The organism is Desulfosporosinus lacus DSM 15449 (assembly GCF_900129935.1).
Classification (GTDB): domain Bacteria; phylum Bacillota; class Desulfitobacteriia; order Desulfitobacteriales; family Desulfitobacteriaceae; genus Desulfosporosinus; species Desulfosporosinus lacus.
The window spans coordinates 400,142-423,788 of the sequence record NZ_FQXJ01000003.1; the positions used below are offsets into that span (position 1 = coordinate 400,142).

28 protein-coding genes are annotated in these 23,647 nt (G+C 44.0%); all 28 read left to right on the top strand.

From position 1 onward, the window contains the following. Positions 1-97: 97 nt before the first annotated feature. The 28 genes from BUB11_RS02055 (at position 98) to atpB (ending at position 23,599) form a co-directional block, all read left to right on the top strand. Positions 98-532, top strand: coding sequence for a YwiB family protein (locus BUB11_RS02055; RefSeq protein ID WP_073028176.1), 435 nt, complete (start codon positions 98-100; stop codon positions 530-532). Beyond that, entirely contained in the window at positions 532-2,214 is a 1,683-nt protein-coding gene (gene argS / locus BUB11_RS02060) for an arginine--tRNA ligase (RefSeq protein WP_073027472.1), read from the top strand. Before BUB11_RS02055 ends, argS begins: the two co-directional genes overlap by 1 nt. 92 nt (positions 2,215-2,306) lie before the next feature. Then, positions 2,307-2,714, top strand: coding sequence for a DNA-directed RNA polymerase subunit delta (gene rpoE, locus BUB11_RS02065; protein ID WP_073027474.1), 408 nt, complete (start codon positions 2,307-2,309; stop codon positions 2,712-2,714). A gap of 449 nt (positions 2,715-3,163) precedes the next feature. Beyond that, positions 3,164-4,756: a CTP synthase gene (pyrG, locus tag BUB11_RS02070; RefSeq protein WP_073027476.1), complete on the top strand. Its 1,593-nt coding sequence runs from the start codon at positions 3,164-3,166 to the stop codon at positions 4,754-4,756. 25 nt (positions 4,757-4,781) lie between these two features. Then, positions 4,782-4,982 carry a hypothetical protein gene (locus BUB11_RS26785; protein WP_143159022.1) on the top strand — a complete coding sequence of 67 codons (201 nt, stop codon included), beginning with the start codon at positions 4,782-4,784 and terminating at the stop codon, positions 4,980-4,982. 542 nt (positions 4,983-5,524) lie between these two features. Further along, a complete protein-coding gene (locus BUB11_RS02075) occupies positions 5,525-6,607 on the top strand; it encodes a lipid II:glycine glycyltransferase FemX (RefSeq protein WP_073027478.1) in 1,083 nt (360 codons plus the stop codon). A gap of 4 nt (positions 6,608-6,611) precedes the next feature. Beyond that, the gene (gene alr / locus BUB11_RS02080) at positions 6,612-7,799 is read left to right on the top strand and encodes an alanine racemase (RefSeq protein ID WP_073027480.1); all 1,188 of its coding nucleotides are present in this window, start codon (positions 6,612-6,614) and stop codon (positions 7,797-7,799) included. Between the two features lie 28 nt (positions 7,800-7,827). Then, positions 7,828-8,199 (top strand): response regulator, encoded by a 372-nt coding sequence (locus BUB11_RS02085; protein WP_200797852.1) that lies wholly within the window; start codon positions 7,828-7,830, stop codon positions 8,197-8,199. A gap of 238 nt (positions 8,200-8,437) precedes the next feature. Continuing rightward, positions 8,438-9,124 (top strand): hypothetical protein, encoded by a 687-nt coding sequence (locus tag BUB11_RS02090; RefSeq protein WP_073027481.1) that lies wholly within the window; start codon positions 8,438-8,440, stop codon positions 9,122-9,124. Then, entirely contained in the window at positions 9,115-9,969 is an 855-nt protein-coding gene (locus BUB11_RS02095; protein ID WP_073027482.1) for a class II fructose-1,6-bisphosphate aldolase, read from the top strand. Before BUB11_RS02090 ends, BUB11_RS02095 begins: the two co-directional genes overlap by 10 nt. 201 nt (positions 9,970-10,170) lie before the next feature. After that, complete coding sequence (gene fsa / locus BUB11_RS02100) at positions 10,171-10,809, top strand: fructose-6-phosphate aldolase (RefSeq protein ID WP_073027484.1); 639 nt, start codon at positions 10,171-10,173, stop codon at positions 10,807-10,809. 236 nt (positions 10,810-11,045) lie between these two features. Beyond that, positions 11,046-12,017, top strand: coding sequence for a class II fructose-bisphosphatase (gene glpX / locus BUB11_RS02105; protein ID WP_073027486.1), 972 nt, complete (start codon positions 11,046-11,048; stop codon positions 12,015-12,017). Between the two features lie 141 nt (positions 12,018-12,158). After that, on the top strand, positions 12,159-12,356 hold the full coding sequence (rpmE, locus tag BUB11_RS02110; protein WP_073027488.1) for a 50S ribosomal protein L31: 198 nt from the start codon (positions 12,159-12,161) through the stop codon (positions 12,354-12,356). Between the two features lie 246 nt (positions 12,357-12,602). Further along, positions 12,603-12,848: a DUF1385 domain-containing protein gene (locus BUB11_RS02115; protein WP_073027490.1), complete on the top strand. Its 246-nt coding sequence runs from the start codon at positions 12,603-12,605 to the stop codon at positions 12,846-12,848. 53 nt (positions 12,849-12,901) lie between these two features. Next, entirely contained in the window at positions 12,902-13,972 is a 1,071-nt protein-coding gene (gene prfA, locus BUB11_RS02120) for a peptide chain release factor 1 (protein ID WP_073027491.1), read from the top strand. A 133-nt stretch (positions 13,973-14,105) separates the two neighbouring features. Continuing rightward, on the top strand, positions 14,106-14,951 hold the full coding sequence (gene prmC, locus BUB11_RS02125) for a peptide chain release factor N(5)-glutamine methyltransferase (protein WP_073027493.1): 846 nt from the start codon (positions 14,106-14,108) through the stop codon (positions 14,949-14,951). Between the two features lie 6 nt (positions 14,952-14,957). Then, complete coding sequence (locus tag BUB11_RS02130; RefSeq protein ID WP_073027494.1) at positions 14,958-16,004, top strand: L-threonylcarbamoyladenylate synthase; 1,047 nt, start codon at positions 14,958-14,960, stop codon at positions 16,002-16,004. Positions 16,005-16,067: 63 nt separating this feature from the next. Then, the gene (locus BUB11_RS02135) at positions 16,068-16,655 is read left to right on the top strand and encodes a manganese efflux pump MntP (RefSeq protein WP_073027495.1); all 588 of its coding nucleotides are present in this window, start codon (positions 16,068-16,070) and stop codon (positions 16,653-16,655) included. 16 nt (positions 16,656-16,671) lie between these two features. Next, on the top strand, positions 16,672-17,139 hold the full coding sequence (locus tag BUB11_RS02140) for a low molecular weight protein arginine phosphatase (RefSeq protein WP_073027496.1): 468 nt from the start codon (positions 16,672-16,674) through the stop codon (positions 17,137-17,139). Positions 17,140-17,256: 117 nt separating this feature from the next. Then, positions 17,257-17,706: a ribose 5-phosphate isomerase B gene (rpiB, locus tag BUB11_RS02145; protein WP_073027497.1), complete on the top strand. Its 450-nt coding sequence runs from the start codon at positions 17,257-17,259 to the stop codon at positions 17,704-17,706. A gap of 50 nt (positions 17,707-17,756) precedes the next feature. After that, positions 17,757-18,317 (top strand): TIGR01440 family protein, encoded by a 561-nt coding sequence (locus tag BUB11_RS02150; protein WP_073027498.1) that lies wholly within the window; start codon positions 17,757-17,759, stop codon positions 18,315-18,317. Between the two features lie 90 nt (positions 18,318-18,407). Beyond that, on the top strand, positions 18,408-19,664 hold the full coding sequence (locus BUB11_RS02155; protein WP_073027499.1) for a serine hydroxymethyltransferase: 1,257 nt from the start codon (positions 18,408-18,410) through the stop codon (positions 19,662-19,664). Positions 19,665-19,684: 20 nt separating this feature from the next. Then, entirely contained in the window at positions 19,685-20,314 is a 630-nt protein-coding gene (gene upp, locus BUB11_RS02160; RefSeq protein WP_073027500.1) for a uracil phosphoribosyltransferase, read from the top strand. Further along, positions 20,314-20,778, top strand: coding sequence for a deoxycytidylate deaminase (locus BUB11_RS02165; protein ID WP_073027512.1), 465 nt, complete (start codon positions 20,314-20,316; stop codon positions 20,776-20,778). Before upp ends, BUB11_RS02165 begins: the two co-directional genes overlap by 1 nt. Positions 20,779-20,969: 191 nt before the next feature. Beyond that, entirely contained in the window at positions 20,970-22,091 is a 1,122-nt protein-coding gene (gene wecB / locus BUB11_RS02170; RefSeq protein WP_073027514.1) for a non-hydrolyzing UDP-N-acetylglucosamine 2-epimerase, read from the top strand. Positions 22,092-22,274: 183 nt separating this feature from the next. Beyond that, positions 22,275-22,505 carry an AtpZ/AtpI family protein gene (locus BUB11_RS02175; RefSeq protein ID WP_073027516.1) on the top strand — a complete coding sequence of 77 codons (231 nt, stop codon included), beginning with the start codon at positions 22,275-22,277 and terminating at the stop codon, positions 22,503-22,505. Further along, the gene (locus BUB11_RS02180; RefSeq protein WP_073027518.1) at positions 22,492-22,863 is read left to right on the top strand and encodes a hypothetical protein; all 372 of its coding nucleotides are present in this window, start codon (positions 22,492-22,494) and stop codon (positions 22,861-22,863) included. The genes BUB11_RS02175 and BUB11_RS02180 overlap by 14 nt, the downstream gene beginning before the upstream one ends. Continuing rightward, on the top strand, positions 22,856-23,599 hold the full coding sequence (atpB, locus tag BUB11_RS02185; RefSeq protein ID WP_073028179.1) for a F0F1 ATP synthase subunit A: 744 nt from the start codon (positions 22,856-22,858) through the stop codon (positions 23,597-23,599). Before BUB11_RS02180 ends, atpB begins: the two co-directional genes overlap by 8 nt. Positions 23,600-23,647: the final 48 nt, after the last annotated feature.

Sequence of the window (23,647 nt, forward strand, 5' to 3'; positions counted from 1 at the left end):
TCATTAGTATCTTGCCGATTATTGAATCTCAGATTAAGTGGCTGCAAAATTGGTTATCCTAAAAGCTCCCCACTTCCATCAGAAAGGAGCAATTCTATTGCAAATAAACGCAACTATCCAAATCAATGGTAAACAGAAGTATCCGGAAGGGCATGAGGATCAACAGGAATTGCTTACGGTTGGGAAGTTTTATGAACGAAACGGGGTTTTCTATGTAGTATATAAGGAAGCTGGCAATGCTGCTTCGGATCTTGGTGAAGTGACAACATTTATAACGATTAAAGATGAGTCAGTGGTATTAAATCGAAAAGGCGCCATCGATCTTACGCAGGAATTTAGAAAGGGTGTACTTAACAACAGTATTTACACCACTTGTTACGGTAAAATATGGTTAAGTGTTATGCCTAACAAAGTAGAGTATGACTTGACAGTCCAAGGGGGACGTATTAGTCTAGAATATGACCTTTTTGTCGATGATAAATTGGTGAGTCACAATGGTCTGTTGGTAAACGTAAAGGAGGATATCCCCTGATGAGTCTCTACGAGAATATAAAGACAAAGATTACAAGCCAGTTGCTAGAAGCCGCGAATAAGGCGAAATTGGCAGGAGAGTTGAATTTTGAGGAATTGCCAAGTTTTGTTTTGGAAGAACCGAGGGAAAGGCAGCGCGGAGATTTGGCAACCAATCTGGCAATGGTCTTAGCCAAACAAGCGAAACGCTCCCCCCGTGATATAGCTGTTGCACTCATAAAACACTTGGAAACGAGCGGAACATGGATAGAATCTTCTGAAATTGCCGGGGCTGGTTTTATTAACTTTCGCTTAAACCCCGTGTGGCTAACAGGCGTTATTGGTGAGGTGTTAAAAGCTGGTGATGATTACGGTCAAGTAGATATCGGAAAGGGTCAAAAGATACAAGTTGAGTTTGTGAGTGCCAATCCCACAGGGTTGCTTCATATGGGTAATGCCCGAGGTGCGGCATTAGGAGACAGTTTGGCTTCGTTATTATCAAAGGCAGGGTATGAAGTTACTCGTGAGTTTTATATTAATGATGCTGGGAATCAAATACATAATTTTGGTTTGTCGCTGGAATCTAGGTATTTGCAATTGCTTGGTCAAGATGTCCCTTTTCCAGAAGGCGGATATCATGGGGAGGACTTGGTTGATACTGTAAAAGGTTTAATTGCCAAAGTTGGGGATAAGTATCTATCGGTTGAACAGGGGTTAAGACGAGAGTTTTTGGTGCGGTATGCCTTAGATGAAAAAATGCGTAATATTCGAGAAACACTGGAGGATTTTGGCGTCGAATATGATGTTTGGTTTAACGAACAATCTTTGCATGATTCGGGAGCTGTTCGTTCTACAATGGAAGAACTCGAGAAAAAAGGGTACATTTACGAAAAAGAAGGTGCTCATTGGCTCAGGTCTACTCAATTTGGGGATGAAAAAGACGAGGTAGTAATCAGGAGCAATGGATCTCCCACCTATTTTGCGGCTGATATTGCCTATCATCGCAACAAGTTTGACCGTGGATTTAATAAAGTTATCAATATTTGGGGAGCTGACCATCATGGTCACGTCGCTCGAATGAAGGGCGCGATGTCGGCCTTAGGATATGAGGCGGATAATCTTCAAATTATTTTAATGCAACTCGTACGTCTTATACAAAACGGTGAAGTAGTGAAAATGTCTAAACGGTCGGGTCAGTATATTACTTTGCGTGAATTGATGGATGAAGTGGGAAAAGACGCCGCGCGTTTCTTCTTTAATCTGCGGGATCCGGATTCCACAGTGGAATTTGATATGGATTTGGCCCGAGCACAGTCATCTGATAATCCGGTTTACTATGTACAGTATGCGCATGCTCGTTTATGCAGTATTTTACGGCAATCCGAGGAACTGGGTGACCTGGGCACTCCGCCCACTGAAGAAGACTTGTTAAGACTTGACAGCACGGAGGAGCGGGATTTGCTCAAGAAGATGGCAGATTTGCCGAGCGAGATTATTGTCGCTGCACGTCTCATGGAACCTCATCGCTTAGCTCGTTATGTGCTTGATTTAGCGGGGCTCTTTCATACTTTTTATAACAGTCAGCGCGTACTAGTTGAAGATGACGGTTTACGAAGGGCTCGATTGAACTTAGTTCGAGCCGTAAAACAAATTGTTGGAAACGTATTAGCTATATTAGGTGTATCAGCCCCAGAAAGAATGTAAATTTATTATGTTTAAAGTTTCGATAAGCAGGAAATATTTAGGGGTGGGCCGAATATAGTGATATTCAAAACGACGAAGGGCGGTGGAGTTTTTTGACCCACTCTTTAAGTAAAAAAGACAAGCCGACGGAAGCAGATATAGCTTATGAGGTTTTAAAAGCTCAGGGTAATCCCATGCATTATCAAAACTTAATCGAAGAAGTACTTCGACGTTTAGGGATTTCTCAAGAGGCTATACGGATTGCAGCGGCACTCACTCAGATTAATCTGGATACCAGATTCACATTTATTGGGCGAGGTGAATGGGGTCTTAAGGTTTGGGAACCTGCGAAAATGCCTCGTCGGTCGCCTGCGGTTGCTTTGATGAACAGAGCGTCTTTGGATGAAGATGACAAGTTAGATACAGAAGAATTAGAGGAAGATTCCTTAGATGAAGACAGTTCGGAAAGCGATGAAGTATTTGATGAAACCGATGAAGGGCAACGCGGAGAAAAGTGGTAGTTCATAAAACGTCAAAAAAGAAAGTTCACTCGGATGGTAAATGTTTAGCGCATTTGTAAGGATGCACGGTGAATTTAAAGAAGCTCAGTTGATGATCAAGACCCCTTCATCATATAAGAGAGGGGGTCTTGTTTTTAAGCGATAAGTGATTTAGGAACCACTTTTTTGGTGTCAGGTGTCCTTTATCTTGACATCCTTTATAAGTCTAGCTAAAATAGAACAGGAAGATAAAGAAAACTAAGCTAACGTCTTGAAGTCGTTTGTCTTGGTTGCACCCTTACACAAAACATAGTCTTTTCTGACCGGAAAAATAAAGCTAGTGCGGCTCTCGGACTAGCTTTATTTATGTGTTTTGTTGCAGAAGATAGTCTGGTAAGGAATATATCTTCTGCTTGAGAAATAGAGGAACTTGTTTACATTTAAAGGTCTGAAAGGAAATGGTAAAGCGCATGACAAAATTTATTTTCGTAACAGGCGGAGTAGTGTCTTCCCTTGGCAAAGGAATCGCGGCCGCATCCCTAGGTTGTCTCCTGAAAAATAGGGGTTTTAAAGTTGCAATACAAAAGTTTGATCCCTATATTAATATTGACCCTGGGACAATGAGCCCATATCAACACGGTGAAGTGTTTGTTACGGATGACGGGGCAGAGACAGATTTGGATTTAGGCCACTATGAGCGCTTTATTGATGTGCCTGTTTCGAAAAACAGCAATGTTACAACAGGGAAGGTTTATTGGTCGGTTATCCGAAAGGAACGTAAGGGGGATTATTTGGGCGGAACGGTTCAAGTTATTCCACATATCACTAATGAAATTAAAGAACGGGTCTATCGGGTTGCTAGGGAGAGCCATCCTGACTTCGTGATCACAGAAATTGGCGGGACCGTTGGGGATATAGAATCTTTGCCATTCCTGGAAGCAATTCGGCAAATGAAAAACGATATCGGGCGAGAGAATGTTATCTATATTCATGTTACTTTAGTCCCTTATTTAGCTATGTCTGGCGAGTTGAAAACAAAGCCAACTCAGCACTCTGTTAAAGAGTTACGGGGAATTGGCATTCAACCGTCGATTCTTGTTTGTCGAACGGAAAAAGCCCTTGCCAAAGAGATGAAGGAAAAGTTAGCTTTGTTATGTGACGTGGATTTAGAAGCTGTTGTTCAGTGCTTGGATGCGTCGACGATTTATGAAGTTCCTCTTATGCTCCAAGCAGAAGGTTTTGACGATATTGTCCTGCGTTGTGCCGGACTAGAAGCCCCTCCAGCTGATATGACTGAATGGAAGAATATGGTGGATAAAATCAAATCCCCGACACGTGAAATAGAGATCGCCATTGTGGGCAAATATGTTGCACTTCCCGATGCCTATCTAAGTGTGGCAGAAGCCTTGCGGTCTGCAGGGACTGAGCATGGAGCTAAAATAAAAGTGCGTTGGATTGATTCAGAAAACATCGAGGAAGAATCCGCTGAGAAGTATTTAGATGGTGTCGATGGAATCCTTGTCCCAGGAGGTTTTGGAAACCGCGGGATTGAAGGGAAAATCGAAGCAATTCGATATGCGAGAGAGCGAAAAATCCCTTTTCTGGGAATTTGTTTAGGTATGCAAACTGCTATTATAGAAATTGCTCGTAATCTTTGCGGCATGGAACGAGCCAACAGTACAGAATTTGATGCAGATACACCCTACCCAGTTATTGATATTCTCCCCGAGCAAAAAGACATCGAAGACAAAGGCGGAACTATGCGCTTAGGTATTTCTCCAGCAAAGTTGGTAGAGGGCAGCAAAGCATATCAGGCTTATCAAGACCAAGTAGTATATGAACGCCATCGTCATCGTTATGAGGTTAATAACCAGTTCCGAGCGGAGTTAGAGAAGGTAGGTTTAAGGTTCTCCGGAACCTCCCTGGATGGTCGTTTGGTAGAGATTTCTGAGTACTTAGATCATCCTTGGTTTGTAGCTTCTCAGTTCCATCCTGAGTTTAAGTCTCGACCAAACAGGGCACATCCTCTGTTTAGGGAGTTTATTAGGGCGACGTTGAAGTAAGAGGACATGTGGGACACAGCACTCAGTGCCTACGACGCAGAGCAAACTAACCGTTAAAGCTCTTGGCTTAGGGGAGCGGGGTTCATCCTTCGGCGATAGTATCATTTTAAAGAACCCGCCTACGGCGATAATCTCACTGGAGACTATCGTGCCAGATGAGCCGGCAGTGTGCTATGCCGTCCATGGCGCACACCCTGCACTAGGCACGTCCTGTGCCGTCGTCTGACGACCATGGATGGTCTAGAGCCCCTGTAGCCACGACGGCAGTGTACATCCGACGTCCATGGATGGCGGGAGGGGACCTTGTACACTGCCCGCATCTGGGGGCGCTTTAACGGAAGTTTGCTTTTTTATTCTTACGTGGGAATTAGAATGGGGCAATGAACAATGATAGTATTGAAAGTTCGATGTACATATATTGAAATCATAGATTTGACTTAGGAGAGTTCTGCTAAACCCTAGATTAAGGGTCTGGTACGAACTCTTCCTGTGTACTAAGCCAGAAAGTTAACTTATCGTTATTACTTTCTAGAAGGTCCCTTCTCGCCATCCTTGTGGCAGGGAAAATCGGCTATCACGGCATCTTGCCATTCATGGTAGTGCTATTAACCTCGAACGTCTTGTTCGAGTCATGGCAAGCGAATAAGTTCAACTAAGGCTACTGCCTTCGCCAGTGGTTTGGTGACAGCCAAGCTATTTATAATATTGAATTACTGATTAGAGGAGTAAAACCATGGGAAGAATGGTGAGAGGAAGGGGACTGAACCGATGACCTATGTTGCTAGGTGGATCGATAAAAATGAACATACACGCTTTAATGAGTTTTTAGCTAAACATTCGAAGGGGCATGTACTCCAGTCTTGGGAGTGGGGCGAGATTAAGAGCAGGACGGGATGGGTGCCCTGGAGATTGGTTGTTGAAGAGGGCAGTGAAATTGTGGCGGCGGTCTCTATTCTTGAGCGGAAGATTCCTGTTGTAGGAATCCCTATCTTTTATGCTTCTCGTGGACCGGTGGTTGACTGGAAGAACGTCGAGTTATTTGATTTGGTTTTGGCTGAGATTCGTAAGTTAGCAAAATCGCGTGGCGCGATTTTTCTCAAGGTTGATCCTGATTTGCCCTCTTCTGAAAAGGAATTGGAACAGTATTTGCTTTCCAGAGGATTTAGATATGCTGAGAGTGGCAAGGGTTTTGAAGGGGTTCAGCCTAAGTATGTGTTTCGTCTGGATATTTCACCGGATGAGGAAACTCTTCTCAGTAATATGCAACAAAAAACACGGTACAATATTCGTCTGGCCCAGAAGAAAGGGGTACATATTCGAAAAGGGACGCGCGATGATTTACCAGACTTTTATCGTGTTCTTAAAGAAACTACCGAACGTGATCGCTTCTTAGTGCGGGCTTATTCCTATTTTGAAGACCTTTATGATTCTTTAGTGCCAGTAGGCTTAGGAGAATTGTTTATTGCTGAATATGAAGGGAATATCATATCTGGTACTTTGGCATTTGTTATTGGAAATAAAGCCTGGTATATATACGGAGCATCGTCTAATGCTCATCGAAATGTTATGCCTAACTACTTAATTCAGTGGGAGATGATTCGCTGGGCAAAGTCGTTGGGGTGTACGCTTTATGATTTCCGAGGGGTCCCTGGACACTTGACGGAAGATAATCCGCTTTATGGACTTTATCGCTTTAAGAAGGGGTTTAACGGGGAGTATACTGAGTTTATCGGAGAATGGGATCTAGTGTATCGCCCAGTTACCTATTTTCTCTGGAATCAGTTAGAACCGCTGTATTCTGATGTTATAAAGGGGTTAATATCAAAGTTACGGCGAGTGCGGAGGAGATAACGCCATGGCTGGAACCTGGATAGAAGTGGACTTGGATGCCATAGTAAGCAATTATCAAGAAATAATTAAGCACCTCCATCCCGAATCGAAATGTATGGCAGTTGTAAAAGCGGATGCCTATGGTTTAGGCGCGGTTCAAGTAGCGCTTGCCTTGGAGCGAGTTGGATGTGAAGCGTTTGCGGTTACCAAGGTTGAAGAAGGGTTAATATTGCGTAAGCATGGGATAAAGGGACTAATTTTAGTGTTAGGTCCAACCACACAGGAGGAATGGACGGAGGCTGTTGGAGGTCAATTGCAACTGACGCTTACCGAATTGTCCTCAATTGCCAAGTTGAATGAGGTTTGTGAAGACTTGAACCAGCATGTATCAGTCCAGCTTAAATTGGAGACAGGCATGGGGAGAACGGGATTTCGGCTATCTGAGCTGGATGAGCTCTCTAGGAACTTGGCGAGTGCTCCTCAGCTTAAGGTTGTGGGGGTATATACTCATTTTGCTCGAGCTGCTCAAAGGGACAAACGCTATACATTAGAGCAATATGAACAGTTTACGCTCCTCACCGCTCGTCTTGAGGAATTGGGGATTCATCCGGTTTGGAGACACGTCTGCAATAGTGCTGCTTTTCTGGATTATCCTGAATGGCATCTTGACTTTGTCCGTATCGGGACACTATTGATTGGGCATTATCCCGGGCAGGGTTTTGGCGGGAAAATAGTTTTAAGCGACCCTTGGGTTGCTAAAAGCCGGATTGTTCATCTGCGCCAAGTACCAAAAGGAACGTATGTAGGGTATCAAAGCATCTATCGTACGAAGTCCGTTACCCAGCTCGCCGTGATCCCAGCAGGGTATGCAGATGGATTAGGTTTAGCTCCTCACTTTGTTCCCCAAGGATGGATTGATTTTCTAAAGATAGTAATTAAAAATTTTGCGGCTTTAATAGGTATTTTTCTTAGCCAAGAGCGATTAGAATTAAAGGGGCGGACTGTCCGTGTTGCGGGAAAGATTGGTATGCAGCTTACAGTAATTGATGTGGGTATGCAAGACTGCGCGTTAGGAGATGAGGTTAGGATTCCGTTGCGCAGGACAGTAGCGAATCCCAGGATACATAGGAAATATAAACAAGATGGACGAATTTTGTCAGAACGAATTATTGAAGAAGGAGTTTCATCAACGTATACAGAATATTCATTTTAGATTAGATTAGATTAGATAAAGGAAAGGGATGTGGGGAGTGGCTAAGATTCTTATAGTAGATGACCAACTTGGTGTGCGTCGCCTACTCTTTGAGACCTTCCGAGGGGATCAACATGAGGTTGAAATGGCTGCAGACGGAGAAGAGGCCGTTGAGATGCTTAAAACATTCAAGCCTAATCTTATATTGATGGACATGAAGATGCCGGGGATGAACGGTATTGAAACTTTAAGGCAAATTCGTGTTTTAGACCGTCAAGTCGGCGTGATTATGATGACTGCCTATGGTGATGCTCAAAATATGGAGCAAGCTAAGGAGCTTGGAATTCTTCATTACTTGGGTAAGCCTTTTGATTTATTTGAATTGAGAGAACGAGTAAGAGATATATTAGCAGAGGTATAGTCTTAAGTAGTGGTTCCCGCCAATTGAAATTTTCTCTACAGTATGTATCTCGTGCCGAATGCCCAGGACACTCGGCTATCCTTGGCCTTCGGTCCCTTCTCGCCATCAATAGACTACAGGGAAACTCGGCCGTCCTTGGTCTTCGTTGTGGTTTTGGGGCTACCTTAGTTTTCTTTAATGGAAGGCAGGAAAATCTTCTTCCATGACGAAGTATAAGCTGTAGGAAGAGGTGGGAATTATGATTCTAACGACAAATACGACTATTGCTATACAATGCTCCCAATGTGGGGAGCTAGAATTCTATGCCCTCTCTCTCTTTGCATTTTCTAGTCAAGGACGCAAGAATCTGCATTGTGGTTGTGGCTGTCAACTGATGTCTCTAACCAGCAGGAACCGACGACAGTTCAACATCGCTTACGCTTGTGCTTACTGTGGGGAGACCCATTATTTGAGATTGAACAACCATGCAATTTGGGGGAAGGAAGCATTACCGCTCGCTTGCCCTGATGTAGGGGCTTCAGTTGGGTATATCGGACCGAAGCAAAAAGTCACCCAGGCCTGTCGTGAGCGTGAAAAATCCATTGGGGAATTAGCCCTAGAGTTAGGGTATGAAGAAGATTTCGAGAATCCTGAAGTAATGCTTTGGGTATTAGATTATCTTCATCGTCTGGCTAGGCAAGGGGATTTAGGGTGTGCTTGTGGAAATCATCAGTTAACTTTTGAATTATTGCCGGATCGCGTCGAGCTTTATTGTGAATGCTGTGAAGCAGTGGGAGTTATTTACGCGGACAGTTCAGATAATATTCGTCAAATTGAAGGAATAAAATCTGTTTATTTAGAAGAGAATAAGACTTGGCTTATCAATAGTCCGTTACGTGGCCAGCATGTTTCACGTACAATAGAGGAGGAGAAGAAATGGCGTTAGTATCGATGGTCGAGTTATTAGATCAGGCACAAAAAGGACATTATGCCATAGGTGCTTTTAACTGTAATAATATGGAGATTGTGCAGGCGATCGTGGCCGCAGCTGAGGCTGAAAATGCACCAGTAATCATCCAGGCGAGCCAAGGTGCAATAAAATACGCAGGAATTGAGTACATTACAACCTTAACTAAATTAGCTGCCGAAAAGGCAAACGTTCCAATTGCCTTGCACTTAGACCACGGGACAAGTTTTGCACAGGTAATGCAGTGTGCACGTAATGGTTTTTCTTCTGTCATGATTGATGGGTCTAAGCATCTTCTTGAAGATAATATTGCATTAACTAACAAAGTGATTGAAGCTGTTCGGCCTTTAGGTATTTCAGTAGAGGCCGAATTGGGTAAAATAGGTGGGACCGAAGATGATATTACGGTCAGCGAGCGAGAGGCGTTGTTTACAGAGCCTGCAGAAGCGGAGTATTTTGTTCAAGCAACGCAAGTGGATGCCTTAGCAATTGCAATCGGAACAGCTCATGGTCAATACAAAGGGATTCCGAAACTTGATTTTGAACGACTGACAAAAATTCGGGAACGAGTTTCTACTCCGCTAGTCTTACATGGTTCATCAGGGGTGCCTGAGGAAGCGCTTCGCGAGGCGATTTCACGAGGTATCTGTAAAATTAACATTGATACTAATATTCGTGAAGCCTTTGTCTTGGCTGCTCGCCATGTGCTTGAAGGAGATTCTAAGGAAATTGACCCGCGAAAAATGTTAGGCCCTGCTCGTGAAGCCGCAACAGCAATAATCCGCGAAAAAATTCGGATTTTTGGGAGCACCGGTAAGGCATAAAGGAAACATACTTCAGTTGGAGTTATCCAGGCATGACCAAATGTCCCTGTAGCCAAGACTCGAACAAGGATGTTGGAGGTTAGTACGCCGCCATGGATGGCAAGGTGTCGTGACGGCGAGAAGGGACCGCTAATTTTTCCTTTCAAGAGTGTTAGCGGCGGTTAGCCAATCGGATAAACTTTTTAGAAAGAAGGTAGCTGAATGCAGTTTTTTTTAGACTCTGCAAATATCGAAGAAATTAAGCAAGCCTGGAATATGGGAGTCATAGGAGGACTGACGACAAACCCCAGTTTAGTCGCTAAAGAAGGAAAAGACTTTCATGAACTTCTTAATACGGTGGTTGGGATCGTTAACGGCCCTATCAGTGCAGAAGTAATAGCCCTTGATCATGAAGGGATGTTGCAGGAAGCACATGTCTTAGCTGCTATTCATCCAAACATTGTAGTGAAAATTCCGATGACTGAAGATGGTCTTAAAACTGTAAAAGTATTAAGCAGCGAGGGAATTAAAACAAATGTTACACTCGTGTTTACTGCTAACCAAGCGTTACTGGCAGCACGGGCAGGTGCCGCATATGTAAGTCCCTTTCTTGGCAGGTTAGATGACATTGGTGAAAATGGATTGGATTTATTAGCAAATATCTGCGAGATTTATCAGGTTCATGGAATTACAACCAAAACTATTGCTGCCAGCATTCGAAATCCCGTTCATGTAACTGAATCAGCCAAAATAGGAGCAGATTTTGCAACAGTTCCTTTTGGAGTATTGAGACAGCTATTCCGTCATCCCTTGACAGATGCTGGGATTGAAAAATTCTTGGCGGATTGGAAAAAGCGATAGAAATAGGGACATTCGGCCATTTATGGCCTTTTCTTAATATAAATTGGCATTGGCCTGTCTGCATACAGATAAGTTGATGCCAACTTTTATGCGTTTAATAGGGTTTTACATATTAATCGTTGTTGAAAAACCTCTAAAAGCATGTCACAATAAGATGATAGATTTAAAATGTGCTATATAATTATTATAATTATAGTTTTAAAAGAAGAGGTTAAGCATTTAAGGGGGAATTGAAATTGGAAAGAGAACTTACAATGGAATTTGCTAGAGTGACTGAGGCTGCGGCCTTAGCTTCGGCGCGTTGGGTTGGGCTAGGGAATAAGGATGCAGCGGATAATGCGGCGGTTGAAGCTATGCGGGCCGTTTTTGATACTATTCACATGGACGGTACAGTGGTAATCGGCGAAGGGGAGATGGATGAGGCTCCAATGCTATACATTGGAGAACGAGTGGGAAATGGAGACAAACCCCAATTGGACGTTGCTGTCGATCCTCTTGAAGGAACAAATATTGTTGCCAAAGGAATGGCTGGGGCGATAGCTGTTGTTGCAATAGCGAAGAAGGGATGCCTGCTGCATGCTCCAGATATGTATATGGATAAAATTGCCGTAGGTCCGGCAGCTGTTGGGCGGATTAACTTAGATGCTACAGTAGCCGAGAACGTCTCAAATGTAGCAAAGGCGTTAGGGAAAAGTATGGAGGATATAACGGTCGTGATTTTAGATCGCCCAAGACATCAAAAGCTGATTCAGGATGTGCGCGCTTGTGGGGCAAGGATTCGTCTTATTACAGACGGAGATGTTTCCCCAGCTGTGGCGTGTGCCTTTGAAGACACTGGTGTGGATATGATGATGGGAATAGGCGGAGCGCCGGAAGGGGTTCTCGCGGCCGCAGCCCTTCGATGTATTGGAGGAGAAATGCAAGGGCGTCTTTGGCCGGAAAATGAGGAAGATGTAGCACGAGCGAAAGCCTTAGGAATTGATGATGTTAGTAAGTTGTTGACAATGGATGACTTAGTAAGCGGTGATGATGTTTTTTTTGCTGCCACAGGAATTACTGAAGGTCCCTTGGTGCGAGGGGTTACCTTTACAGCTAAAGGGGCATTAACACATACCGTGGTGGCTCGAGGAAAGACCGGGACGGTTAGATTTATTGAAGCACGTCACAGCTTCGATAAAAAACCTCGCTATGCCATGAAAGGTTGTTAATTTAGAGGTAACGATAAAATTAGGATCACGATCCTTGACCGCTTAATGATCTTTATGCTAGAATAGTAAGAGTTGACTGGAATTGTATTTTAAGGTGCGACAAAAGAGCGCCTCGATCCAAATGGGAAAGAAGGTGAAGACATGAAAGAAAAAATTCACCCAAAATATGAACAAACCACTGTTACATGTGCTTGTGGAGAAGTTATCCCAACAGGGAGCACAAGAATGAACATTAAAGTGGAAATCTGTTCAAAATGCCATCCCTTCTATACCGGGGTACAGCGGTTTGTCGATGCTGGCGGACGGGTTGATCGGTTTAAAAAGAAATATGGGATGTAAACAACGGCCTGCGGTCGTTGCTGGTGGAAAAGCAGAGCGCAAGCTCTGCTTTTTGCGTAATGTTCGAAGTGAGGCAGGATATTTTTATCATTAACCTTAAACATTGAACCTCGCGCATCTCGCCTCGATATAATAGAGGAGGACATTGGATGAGCAGACCAGTTCAATATGGCGGGCATCTAAATCAATTCTAAAGTTACCCTAGATTCGAGGGCTCGTTGTAGTTGTAGATTCTTTGATAGAGGAATGCGTGCATTAACCTTTTCCGTCAATCGTTCTCTGGGAGAGGAAGAGGGTGGAGAATACCATGGTGCAGAGCATAAAGCAATATTTACCTATGAAGCAGGGCAAGATCTTACTGTAGATAATGAACGTTCATTCCCTAGGTTGCATCCGCGCTACAGGGCGAGTTTTCTCCTTATTGTCGTTGTTGTAAGTATTTTTGTATTTGCTTTTGTCGGGTTGTATCCTTTGTGGGTGGCGGGGCCTTAAAGGGCGTATTAGATTCAGGTCAAGAACTTACGTAATTTTTTGAGGTGTAAAAAATGTTAGAAAAACTTTATGAAATTGAACGGAAATATGATGAATTCACAGAGCTCCTCAGTGACCCGGAAATAATTTCTAATCAGAGCGAATGGCAAAAATATGCTAAAGCCCAGGCGGGGATGACGAATCTTGTCACAACGTTTAGGGAATATCAGGAAGTGCTTCATGAACTAGAGGAGACCGAAACGTTGCTTCGAGAAAAGCTTGACTCTGATATGCAGGAGATGGCTGAGCAGGAACGAGGAAAACTCTTAAACCAATCTCAGGAACTTGAGGAGCAAATTCGAATTCTTCTCTTGCCCAAAGATCCTTTGGATGAGAAAAACGTTATTATGGAGATTCGAGCAGGAGCCGGTGGGGATGAGGCTGCCTTATTTGCAGGCGATCTTCATCGGATGTATACCCGCTATGCTGAAGGTCAGGGCTGGAAAGTAGAGGTTCTTAGTGTTAGTTACTCTGATGCAGGGGGATATAAGGAGATTATTTTCCTCATTGAAGGACATGGAGCCTACAGTAAATTAAAGTTTGAAAGTGGTGTGCATCGCGTTCAAAGGATACCGGCCACAGAATCGGCAGGCAGGATTCATACCTCTACTGCTACAGTAGCGGTCCTTCCCGAAGCAGAAGAAGTGGAAGTCTCTATCAATCCGAATGATTTGCGTATTGATGTCTACTGTTCGAGTGGACCAGGCGGACAGTGTGTAAATACTACCCAATCGGCGGTACGTGTTACGCATCTTCCTACTGGAATTATTGCGTCTTGCCAAGATGAAAAATCCCAGCTTAAGAACAAAGAAAAGGCTTTGCGTGTCTTGCGTGCTCGTATTTTAGAGAAAGCTCAAGAAGAAGCGAGTGGAGAACAGGCGTCTGAACGTCGCAGTCAGGTAGGTACAGGGGATCGGAGTGAGCGAATTCGAACGTTTAATTTCCCACAGGGACGAGTGACGGACCATCGGATTAACTTGACCCTGCATCGCCTAGAGACGATCCTGACGGGAGATTTAGAGGAGATCATCCAAGCTCTGAACTCATCAGACCAAGCGGAAAGATTAAAAGCAGAGATTCAATAAAGGAACCTGGGCTTAAATAATATGTAATGTTATTTAAGGTTTTGGGGAACTTATTTTTCGGGCGTTATATGTGTAAAGTAGAGATTCGAACCACGAACTGCGAATCTCGAACATCGAGAAGGGGCTTTGTGGGTTGAAGATAGTTGATGGAATGCGTTGGGGCGAGACTGAACTCTTGAAAAAAGAGATTGAAAATGCTCGCTTTGACGCGGACTTGTTATTAGCGGAAGTGCTAAAGGTAACGCGAGATCGTCTTTACCTTGATTGGGATCGTAATCTGTCTGAGCAAGAGAATGAACAATTCAGGGCGTTTATCCAGCGTCGTGCATCGAATATGCCACTTCAATATATCTTAAAGCGACAGGAATTCATGGGACTCTCTTTTTATGTTGATGAAAGGGTGCTTATCCCCCGCGCAGACAGCGAAATATTAGTCGAGAAGTGGCTGGATCTTGTAAGGCAGGAAAATGATGAAGGTCAGGATCGAGTGATTAAGGTTGCTGATCTTTGTACAGGAAGCGGGGCGCTTGCAATTTCTATTGCGCATTATTATCCTGTCGCAGAGGTGGTTGGAATCGATCTTTCTTTAGATGCATTAGAGGTAGCCCGACAAAATGCCGAACGATTGGGAGCTATAGTGCAGTGGCGTCAGGGGGATTTTGTGGATTCTATTCGGGGAGAATGTTGGGACTATATCATTACAAATCCTCCCTATGTTTCAACAGAGGACTATCAAAAATGCGCTCCTGAGATTTTCCATGAACCTGCTATGGCCTTTTTAGGGGGATCAGATGGTCTGGATTTTTATCGTCGTTTAGCAGAAGAGATACGTCCCTTATTGAAGCCTCAAGGGAAAGTACTAATGGAGATTGGTTGGGATCAGGCCGAAGCCGTCTGTAGTCTTTTTCACTTGAAGGGTTTCAAAACACAAGTTTTCCCGGACTTAGCGGGGCGGGACAGAGTGATCTTAGCGAGGTGAGCATTGATGCAAACAAAAAGAAGTACTATTGACAGACTCCACCCTGAAGCTCAACTAATTAATGAGGGCGCTGAGTGGCTGAAAGCAGGAGAACTGGTTGCCTTTCCAACGGAAACCGTCTATGGGTTAGGGGCAAATGCCTTGGATGCTTCTGCTTGTGCTAAGATTTTTGAAGCAAAGGGAAGGCCTCAAGATAATCCATTAATTGTTCATGTTTGCAATCGTGTTATGGCAAATAATCTAGTTGAAAGTTGGACGTCTGAGGCAGAACTTTGTGTTCAGCATTTTTGGCCAGGTCCCTTAACCTTAATCCTCCCAAAAACGGCCTTGGTACCGGATATCGTAACAGCTGGACTAGTTAACGTTGCAATACGTATGCCCAGTCATCCAGTTGCCCTTCGCTTGATCGAAGAAGCCGGCTTTCCGATTGCTGCGCCAAGTGCTAATCTATCAGGTAAACCGAGTCCGACAAGAGGAAGTCACGTCTGGCGTGATATGAAAGGGAAGATTCCCCTAATTCTTGATGCAGGAGCGTGTGAAGTTGGCTTGGAATCAACTGTGCTCGATGTGAGCGGGGGAGTTCCCACCATTCTTCGCCCAGGCGGGATTACCAAGGAACAGTTGGAAGAGGTGTTGGGTGAAGTCCGTGCAGACACTCCTTCGGAAAACCAGGCTCCCAAAGCGCCAGGCATGAAATATAGGCACTACGCTCCACAGGGCGAGTTGCTACTGGTCAGCGGACTGAGAGATAGAGTCGTACAACGCATGGGACAAGAAATTCTCAGAGGACAGGCAAGGTTAAAAAAGGTCGGTGTACTGTGTACGTTAGAAAGTGCATCCCTTTTACATAACTGGTTTCCCGATCTTTTATTTGTTTTAGGTTCTAAAGATAGACCACAAGAAGTGGCAAGCAACATATTTGAAGGGTTACGGTTGTGTGATGAAAGAAGAATGGATTTGATTTTGGTCGAAGGGATCGAAGAAGCTGGCCTGGGGAGTGCCGTGATGAATCGCTTAGAAAAAGCGGCTGGCAAACGAACGCAACACATATAGTCACTAATTCGTCTAATCAACCCTTTCCAATGCATATACATAGAGAGAACGGAGGGGAAGGGAATGAATTTAGTATGGGTTGTAGCTGTTGCAACTGCTTTGGGTGCAGATGCATTCTCCTTGGCTTTGGCAATTGGATTAGCAGGTATCCGAAAAAGCATGATGGTAAGATTGTCCCTGGTAGTGGCTATATTCCATGTATTCATGCCACTAAGCGGGATGATACTTGGTCAAGCACTAGGATCGATTCTCGGGCAATTTGCAAGTCTGTTAGGAGCTTTGGTCCTTATTGGTTTGGGCGGGCGAATGCTGTATAAAGTCTACCGGCCAACTAAGCAAAGTTTTCCATTCGGGGAGGCTAGGGAGGCACTTTTTCAGAAGAACAACAATACTGGTAACAGTACACTGAAAGGCTATGGTATTTATGTCTTGGCAGCAAGTGTAAGTTTAGATGCCCTGAGTGTAGGATTTTCTCTAGGGACGATTAGGGCAGACATTTTTATGACGGTTATGATTATTGGCATGATCGCGGGATTAATGACAGGAATGGGCTTAGTTCTGGGACGAATAATGGGAACCAGGTTGGGCGAGAAGGCCGAATTATTCGGGGGACTGGCACTGTTGCTAATTGGAATCAAACTTCTTTTGTAATAATGAGGTGAGTTTATTGGGGCCGAAACTTTTGTTTGTTTGTACAGGAAATACGTGTCGCAGTCCGTTGGCGGAGGGGATGGCCCGGGCAATGTTTGGAGACTCAGTTCAAGTAAGTTCAGCAGGAATCGATGCGTGGGATGGAGACGAGGTCAGTACTCACGTGGTGAAGATTCTTAAAGAACAAAATGTAGATATTTCTCAGTATGGTGCAAGAAGAGTTAGTGATGAACTTATGGCAGATGCTGATTGGATTATACCTATGACTCAAGCGCAAGAAGAAGGCTTAAAGCGTCGCTTTCCTCAATGTATTCATAAAATCCGGCGTTTAGGGGATTGGGGAGATGGAAAACGAGATATTCTAGATCCGTGGATGGGTTCACTAGAAGTTTATCGTCAGACGGCGCAGGAAATCAGAGAATTGCTGAGTAATTTAAAAAGGCAGTTGCTTACAGGTAATGAAAGTACTGAGAAAAAAGCATAAGATAGAAGAAAAATGTCTACACTAGCGGCGTGAAACGTCGCTATATTTTGTGCTTTTGCAGGATTTTTACAACTATCTAGAGAAATAAATAATGAACTAAAAGAGGGAGGTTTAAGAGTGAGAGTTGCGCTGGGAGCTGATCACGGTGGATACGAACTTAAAGAAGCTATTCGAACGCATTTAGAGACTCAGGGAATAGAAGTTCTCGATTTTGGAACCCATTCTAAGGATTCTGTTGATTATCCAAAGTACGGTTTTGCGGTAGGCAGTGCAATCACAAAAGGGGAAGCAGATTTAGGAATTGCCGTCTGCGGAACCGGGTTGGGAATTTCTATGGCTGCTAACAAAATTCCTGGAATCCGTGCTGCGGTTTGCTCTGAGACTTTTTCTGCTCGAATGGCAAGAGAACATAATGATGCTAATATTTTAGCCCTGGGTGCTCGAGTTATTGGAGCAGGACTTGCCCTGGACATTGTTGACATTTTCTTGAAGACGGCATTTTCAGGTGGCAGGCATGCTCTCCGTGTAAGTTTGATTTCTGATATTGAACGAGGGAAAGACATCTAACTGATAAACTTCATGGAATCAATGACAAAGGAGAGGAGAGAACCTTTCTTATGGACAAAAACATCGCGGAAAAACTGCAAGATATGGCTAAAGTATGGAATGAGGTATTAGATGCCTTCTTCTCAAAGGCTGAACTCCGGTCCCGACAAATCCTTATCTTAGGGTGCAGTACGAGTGAAGTCGCCGGACATCAAATTGGGCAGGGAAGCAGTTTGGAAATCGCAGAGGTATTGCTTCCTCCTTTGTTAGAACGGGTGCACCAGCGTGGGATCTATTTAGCTGTTCAAGGATGTGAACATATCAACCGTGCTTTAGTGGTAGAAGGTGCTTGCCGGGAGCATTACAGACTGGAGGAAGTTACAGTTCTTCCGGCGCTTCATGCGGGAGGAGCTATGACTGTCAAAGCATGGGAAGAGTTTTCTTCTCCAGTTATGGTAGAAAGAATTCAAGGACATGCGGGGATTGATATTGGCGATACATTTATTGGCATGCACCTTAGACCAGTAGCAATACCTATTCGCATACATGTCAAAGAACTTGGTGAAGCTCACCTCACCTTGGCACGCACCCGACCGCGCCTTATTGGCGGCCCGCGAGCTGCGTATGCTTAATACATGCCAGTCGAGAAATGCCCCTATTACATACTAGCAAAAAACCTCGCGACCCCAGCTAAAGGAAATTGTGAACAGGAGTGAACTAACATGGATTATATTAATCAATGGGTAAAAAGCCAGGATCCCGAAGTTGCTAAAGCCATCGAGCAAGAAGAAAATCGTCAGAAGAATACCATTGAGCTAATAGCCTCTGAAAACTTTGTTAGCCGAGCAGTGATGGCTGCTCAAGGATCTGTACTCACCAACAAATATGCTGAAGGATATCCAGGTAAGAGATATTATGGCGGGTGTGAGTTTGTTGATGTGGCCGAAAATTTAGCACGTGAACGAGTTAAGGAGATTTTTGGCGCGGAGCATGCTAATGTACAGCCTCATTCTGGGTCTCAAGCCAATATGGCTGTATATTTTGCTTTTTTGAAACCTGGAGATACGATACTCGGCATGAATTTATCCCACGGGGGACACTTGACCCATGGGAGTCCGGTCAATATTTCAGGAGTGTATTTCAATGTAGTTCCTTACGGAGTAGACCCAGAAACGGAAAGAATTGATTATGATCAGGTTCGGCAGTTGGCTATTGAACATCATCCAAAAATGATTGTTGCAGGAGCAAGTGCTTATCCAAGAATTATAGATTTTGTCAAAATGCGTGAAATTGCAGATGAAGCGGGCGCTTTATTAATGGTTGACATGGCCCATTTTGCGGGACTTGTGGCGGCGGGTTTACACCCATCTCCGGTGCCTTATGCAGATTTTGTGACCTCTACTACCCATAAAACCTTGAGAGGACCGCGCGGGGGCTTAATTCTCTGTAAAGCTGAAAATGCCCAAGCCATTGATAAAGCAATTTTCCCAGGTATTCAAGGCGGCCCTTTGATGCATGTTATTGCGGCTAAAGCAGTTGCCTTTGGAGAAGCTCTTCAACCTGAATTCAAAATCTACCAAACGAATATCGTTGAGAATGCTAAGGCTTTGGCTCAGGCACTTACGGATCGTGGATTCCGCCTTGTTTCAGGAGGAACTGACAATCACGTAATGCTTGTAGATGTAAGGACTAAACAGTTAACAGGCAAGGAAGCGGAAGGCATCCTGCATGAAGTTGGTATTACAGTAAATAAAAATACGATTCCCTTTGACACGGCAAGTCCTTTTGTCACCAGTGGAATCAGGCTTGGGACTCCTGCAGTCACAACGCGGGGCATGAACCCAGACGCTATGAAGCGGATAGCGGAAGCGATGGACCTTGCCTTGACCTCACACAATGAACCTGATAAACTGTCACAAGCACGGGAAATAGTCAGTTCTTTATGCGCTGAATTTCCCTTATACACTAATTTAGATTAGGAGTTAGGAGAGCCAAAACGATGCCAAAGCTTCAAGTACTTGATCATCCTTTAATTCAACACAAGTTGTCTCTAATACGGGATGAGGAAACAGGTTCAAAGGAATTTAGGGAACTAGTCGAAGAAGTCTCGATGTTAATGGCCTATGAGGTAACTCGTGATTTTCCACTTCAGGAAATTGAAGTGAAGACCCCTGTAGCAATAGCAAAAAGCAAGGTGATTGCAGGTCGAAAGGTCGGATTAGTTCCGATTCTGCGTGCAGGTTTAGGAATGGTCGATGGAATGCTCCGCCTAATTCCTGCTGCAAAAGTGGGACATGTCGGACTTTATCGAGACCCTGAAACTCTCATGCCTGTGGAATACTATTGCAAGTTGCCCCCCGACATTGCGGAACGCGATCTTATTGTGATTGATCCGATGTTGGCAACGGGTGGCTCGGCGGCGGCAGCAATAACGTTTTTAAAGGAACGTGGCGCCAAGAACATTAAATTAATGTGCCTGATCGCAGCGCCGGAGGGAATTCAAGCCGTGCAAAACGCACACGCTGATGTGGATATCTTTGTCGCAGCGGTAGATGAGCGGTTGAACGACCATGGTTATATTGTACCGGGTCTCGGGGATGCCGGGGACCGGTTGTTTGGCACGAAATGATGAGTCAAGGCAAGCGTCCTAGTTGGGACAGCTATTTTATCCAAATGGCACAAGTAGTAGCCGGACGCTCAACTTGCCTGCGCCGCCAAGTTGGGGCTGTCATGGTTAAGGATAAACAAATCCTAAGTACCGGATATAACGGGAGTCCTTCTGGACTCCAACATTGTGATGAAGTTGGGTGTTTACGGCAGAGCTTAGGCGTTCCCTCAGGGGAACGCCATGAGATCTGCCGTGCTGTGCATGCAGAACAAAACGCTTTAGTACAAGCAGCAAAGCATGGAGTCGCTATTACTGGAGCAGATCTGTACACCACCCATCAGCCTTGTGTATTATGCACAAAACTGCTGATTAATGCTGGCATTAAGCGAGTAATATACACTCATTCGTATCCTGATCAGCTGGCAGTTGAAATGGCTAGAGAAGCAGGATTGGATTTAGTGAAATTTGGAGAAGATATTTGTTAGCTAATGTATGTGTTGCTCTGTGAACTCGTTCAGCTAAAGCTGAACATCGAGACCATCGTCACCGAAGTAGAATAAGGAACACCCTCTTGAAGAAGTGGGAGTCTCGAAATTGATTAAGGTGAAGGAAGTTGCCTTAGGTTAATTTAGTCAGCAGTCGGATTAACGATTGATTATCGAAGGGAGTAATCCGAGTGAATAAACGAAAAAAAGTGATGGTAGTATTTGGAACACGCCCAGAGGCTATAAAAATGGCACCCGTGATCCGGGCACTCCGACAGAAAGATTCAATTCTCTGTCAAGTTATCGTAACTGCTCAGCACCGAGAGATGTTAGATCAAGTTTTAAAGTTATTTAAAATCGTTCCGGATTTTGATCTAAACCTTATGCGGCAGGGGCAAACGTTAACAGAAATCACAACTCGGGCATTAAATGGACTAAAAGAAGTTTTCCAACGTGAACTTCCTGACTTAGTCTTGGTACATGGGGACACGACGACAACGTTTGTGGCTGCCCTTGCTGCCTTTTATGCGCAAATTCCAGTTGGCCACGTCGAGGCCGGATTGCGAACCGGCAACAAGTATTCCCCATTTCCAGAAGAGATGAATCGAAAACTGGCGAGTGTTTTAACCGACTACCATTTTGCCCCTACAGAGACGGCAAAAAGAAATCTCGAACAAGAAGGAATTCCTCCTGAAAAGATTTTTGTCACGGGCAATACGGTCATAGATGCTTTACTTGCTACGGTGAACCCGGGATACAGTTTTGTTGACAAAGAAATTCAAGAGATCCTGAGCCAACGACAAGAATCACGAATGATTCTTGTTACGACGCATCGCAGGGAAAACTTAGGTGAGCCAATGCGTCAGATTTATCAGGCTTTGAGGAATACCCTAGATACCTTTCCTGATACATACGTTATCTTTCCGGTTCATAAGAACCCCATTGTTAGAAAAGTTGTGACAGAGGTCCTTGGGTCTCATCCTCGGGTCAATCTTATTGAACCGATGGACTATGAGCCCTTTGCAAACCTAATGGCACGTGCACATTTGATTTTAACCGACTCGGGTGGGATTCAGGAGGAGGCCCCGTCTTTAGGAAAACCTGTGTTGGTAGTCCGAGACACGACGGAACGTCCTGAGGCTGTAGCAGCGGGGACTGTCTTGCTCGTGGGGACAGAATACGAAGGTGTATTTTTAGAACTAAAGCATCTATTAGGGGATGAAAATGCTTATCAAAAAATGACATTGGCCAGTAATCCTTATGGAGACGGAACTGCAGCTAAACGAATTGTAGAAATAATTGCAGAAAATTAAGAGTGGACATAAAATTCTTCAATGCTGTAAAAAAAAGCACAAAGTCCTCTTGAAGTATGCTAATATATAAAATATAGCAGGAATTGTTAAAATTAGCATATTGCACGCTGGTTGAAATAGCAGATTCTAATTAAGAAGTTTTAGTTTCACTTTTTAAAATTCAATACATAAGGAAAGAATAATATGGCTGAGGAACAAAGATCTTGGCAAAAAGCACTTGTAGTCGGTTCTAATATATCAACATCCTTGGCTATACTTGTCGGGGGAGGCTTCTTCTTAGGCAGATACCTCGATGTCAGGTGGCAAACAGAACCATTATTCACAATCAGTTTAATGTTAATTGGACTGGTACTCGGAGGAAGCTACTTAGTAATCACTTTAATGAAGTTGGGAGCATCCGATGATAAGAAGTAGCTTTATCGCATTGTTGAGTGGCACAGCCTGTATGTTGATTGGGGTAGCTTTAACGGGTAGGCAGGTCTTCTTCGGTAGTTTGCTGGGATATTGGGCTGGGTTTGGTTATACTTTGTGGCTTCATCGTGAAGCGGTACTAAGTTCTGAGCTTGATATTCAATCAGCGATCAAACGGATGCGCAGGAACTTTATGGCACGGCTAGGCATGATTACTCTGATTGTCGTCGCTGTTGCTCGGTTCCAGTCAAGTTGGCTGTTTACTTTAGCGTTAGGGATTGTTACAGGGGTGATAATATCATTTATCATTGTGGCAATACAAAAAAACTATGGAGAAAGGGGTGATAAAAGAAGTGCATGAAACAGTATTGTGGCATTTGGGGAGTATGACATTTCATGGTAAAACATTAGTCATGACTTGGATTTCGATGGCCGCTGTTATGGTATTTGTCTTACTTGGAGTACGCAATTTAACCAGTGGAAAACCTGGTAAAATGCAAAACGTTTTAGAGTGGATCATAGATTTTGTCCGTAGCATTGTATCAGATAATATGGACTATGAAAAGGGACGTCCACTGCTAAGCTATTTGGTAACGTTGTTCATGTTTGTTTTCTTTTCCAATATGCTTGGCCTTATCCCAAACTTCACGTTTAATTTACTACACGACGTTCATTTTGCTCAATTAGGTCATATTTTCAGTGGACCATCCATGATGTCTCCAACGGCTGATATTAACACTACAATTTCATTAGCATTGCTAACCATTATTTTAGTTGTATCATTGGGTATCAAGCATAAAGGAGCTCATTATTTCCATCACTTTGTTGAACCATATCCGGTGTTTGTGATCATTCACGCCATTGATTTGCTCTCTAAACCAATGACACTAGCCTTCCGTCTTTTCGGAAACATCTTCGCAGGTGAAATTTTACTAGGGGTAATTTTGATGTTACCTGGTATCTGGGTACTGCCCGGTATTTTACCGACGACTATTTGGCTAGCTTTCAGTATTTTCATCGGAGCCATTCAATCTTACGTATTTGTGGTTTTGACGACAGCATACGTATCCCAAGCTGTCACCACAGAAGCTCACTAAGCACTTCGTTCTGTGTTGGTTTTCAGTGATGCTCGACACCACTGAGGG

Coding starts and splice junctions, on each gene's coding strand:
- argS (WP_073027472.1), top strand. CDS start 532: ATGAGTCTCTACGAGAATATAAAGACAAAGATTACAAGCCAGTTGCTA.
- pyrG (WP_073027476.1), top strand. CDS start 3,164: ATGACAAAATTTATTTTCGTAACAGGCGGAGTAGTGTCTTCCCTTGGC.
- BUB11_RS02075 (WP_073027478.1), top strand. CDS start 5,525: ATGACCTATGTTGCTAGGTGGATCGATAAAAATGAACATACACGCTTT.
- alr (WP_073027480.1), top strand. CDS start 6,612: ATGGCTGGAACCTGGATAGAAGTGGACTTGGATGCCATAGTAAGCAAT.
- BUB11_RS02085 (WP_200797852.1), top strand. CDS start 7,828: ATGTGGGGAGTGGCTAAGATTCTTATAGTAGATGACCAACTTGGTGTG.
- BUB11_RS02090 (WP_073027481.1), top strand. CDS start 8,438: ATGATTCTAACGACAAATACGACTATTGCTATACAATGCTCCCAATGT.
- BUB11_RS02095 (WP_073027482.1), top strand. CDS start 9,115: ATGGCGTTAGTATCGATGGTCGAGTTATTAGATCAGGCACAAAAAGGA.
- fsa (WP_073027484.1), top strand. CDS start 10,171: ATGCAGTTTTTTTTAGACTCTGCAAATATCGAAGAAATTAAGCAAGCC.
- rpmE (WP_073027488.1), top strand. CDS start 12,159: ATGAAAGAAAAAATTCACCCAAAATATGAACAAACCACTGTTACATGT.
- BUB11_RS02115 (WP_073027490.1), top strand. CDS start 12,603: ATGCGTGCATTAACCTTTTCCGTCAATCGTTCTCTGGGAGAGGAAGAG.
- prfA (WP_073027491.1), top strand. CDS start 12,902: ATGTTAGAAAAACTTTATGAAATTGAACGGAAATATGATGAATTCACA.
- BUB11_RS02130 (WP_073027494.1), top strand. CDS start 14,958: ATGCAAACAAAAAGAAGTACTATTGACAGACTCCACCCTGAAGCTCAA.
- BUB11_RS02135 (WP_073027495.1), top strand. CDS start 16,068: ATGAATTTAGTATGGGTTGTAGCTGTTGCAACTGCTTTGGGTGCAGAT.
- BUB11_RS02150 (WP_073027498.1), top strand. CDS start 17,757: ATGGACAAAAACATCGCGGAAAAACTGCAAGATATGGCTAAAGTATGG.
- BUB11_RS02155 (WP_073027499.1), top strand. CDS start 18,408: ATGGATTATATTAATCAATGGGTAAAAAGCCAGGATCCCGAAGTTGCT.
- upp (WP_073027500.1), top strand. CDS start 19,685: ATGCCAAAGCTTCAAGTACTTGATCATCCTTTAATTCAACACAAGTTG.
- BUB11_RS02165 (WP_073027512.1), top strand. CDS start 20,314: ATGAGTCAAGGCAAGCGTCCTAGTTGGGACAGCTATTTTATCCAAATG.
- BUB11_RS02175 (WP_073027516.1), top strand. CDS start 22,275: ATGGCTGAGGAACAAAGATCTTGGCAAAAAGCACTTGTAGTCGGTTCT.
- BUB11_RS02180 (WP_073027518.1), top strand. CDS start 22,492: ATGATAAGAAGTAGCTTTATCGCATTGTTGAGTGGCACAGCCTGTATG.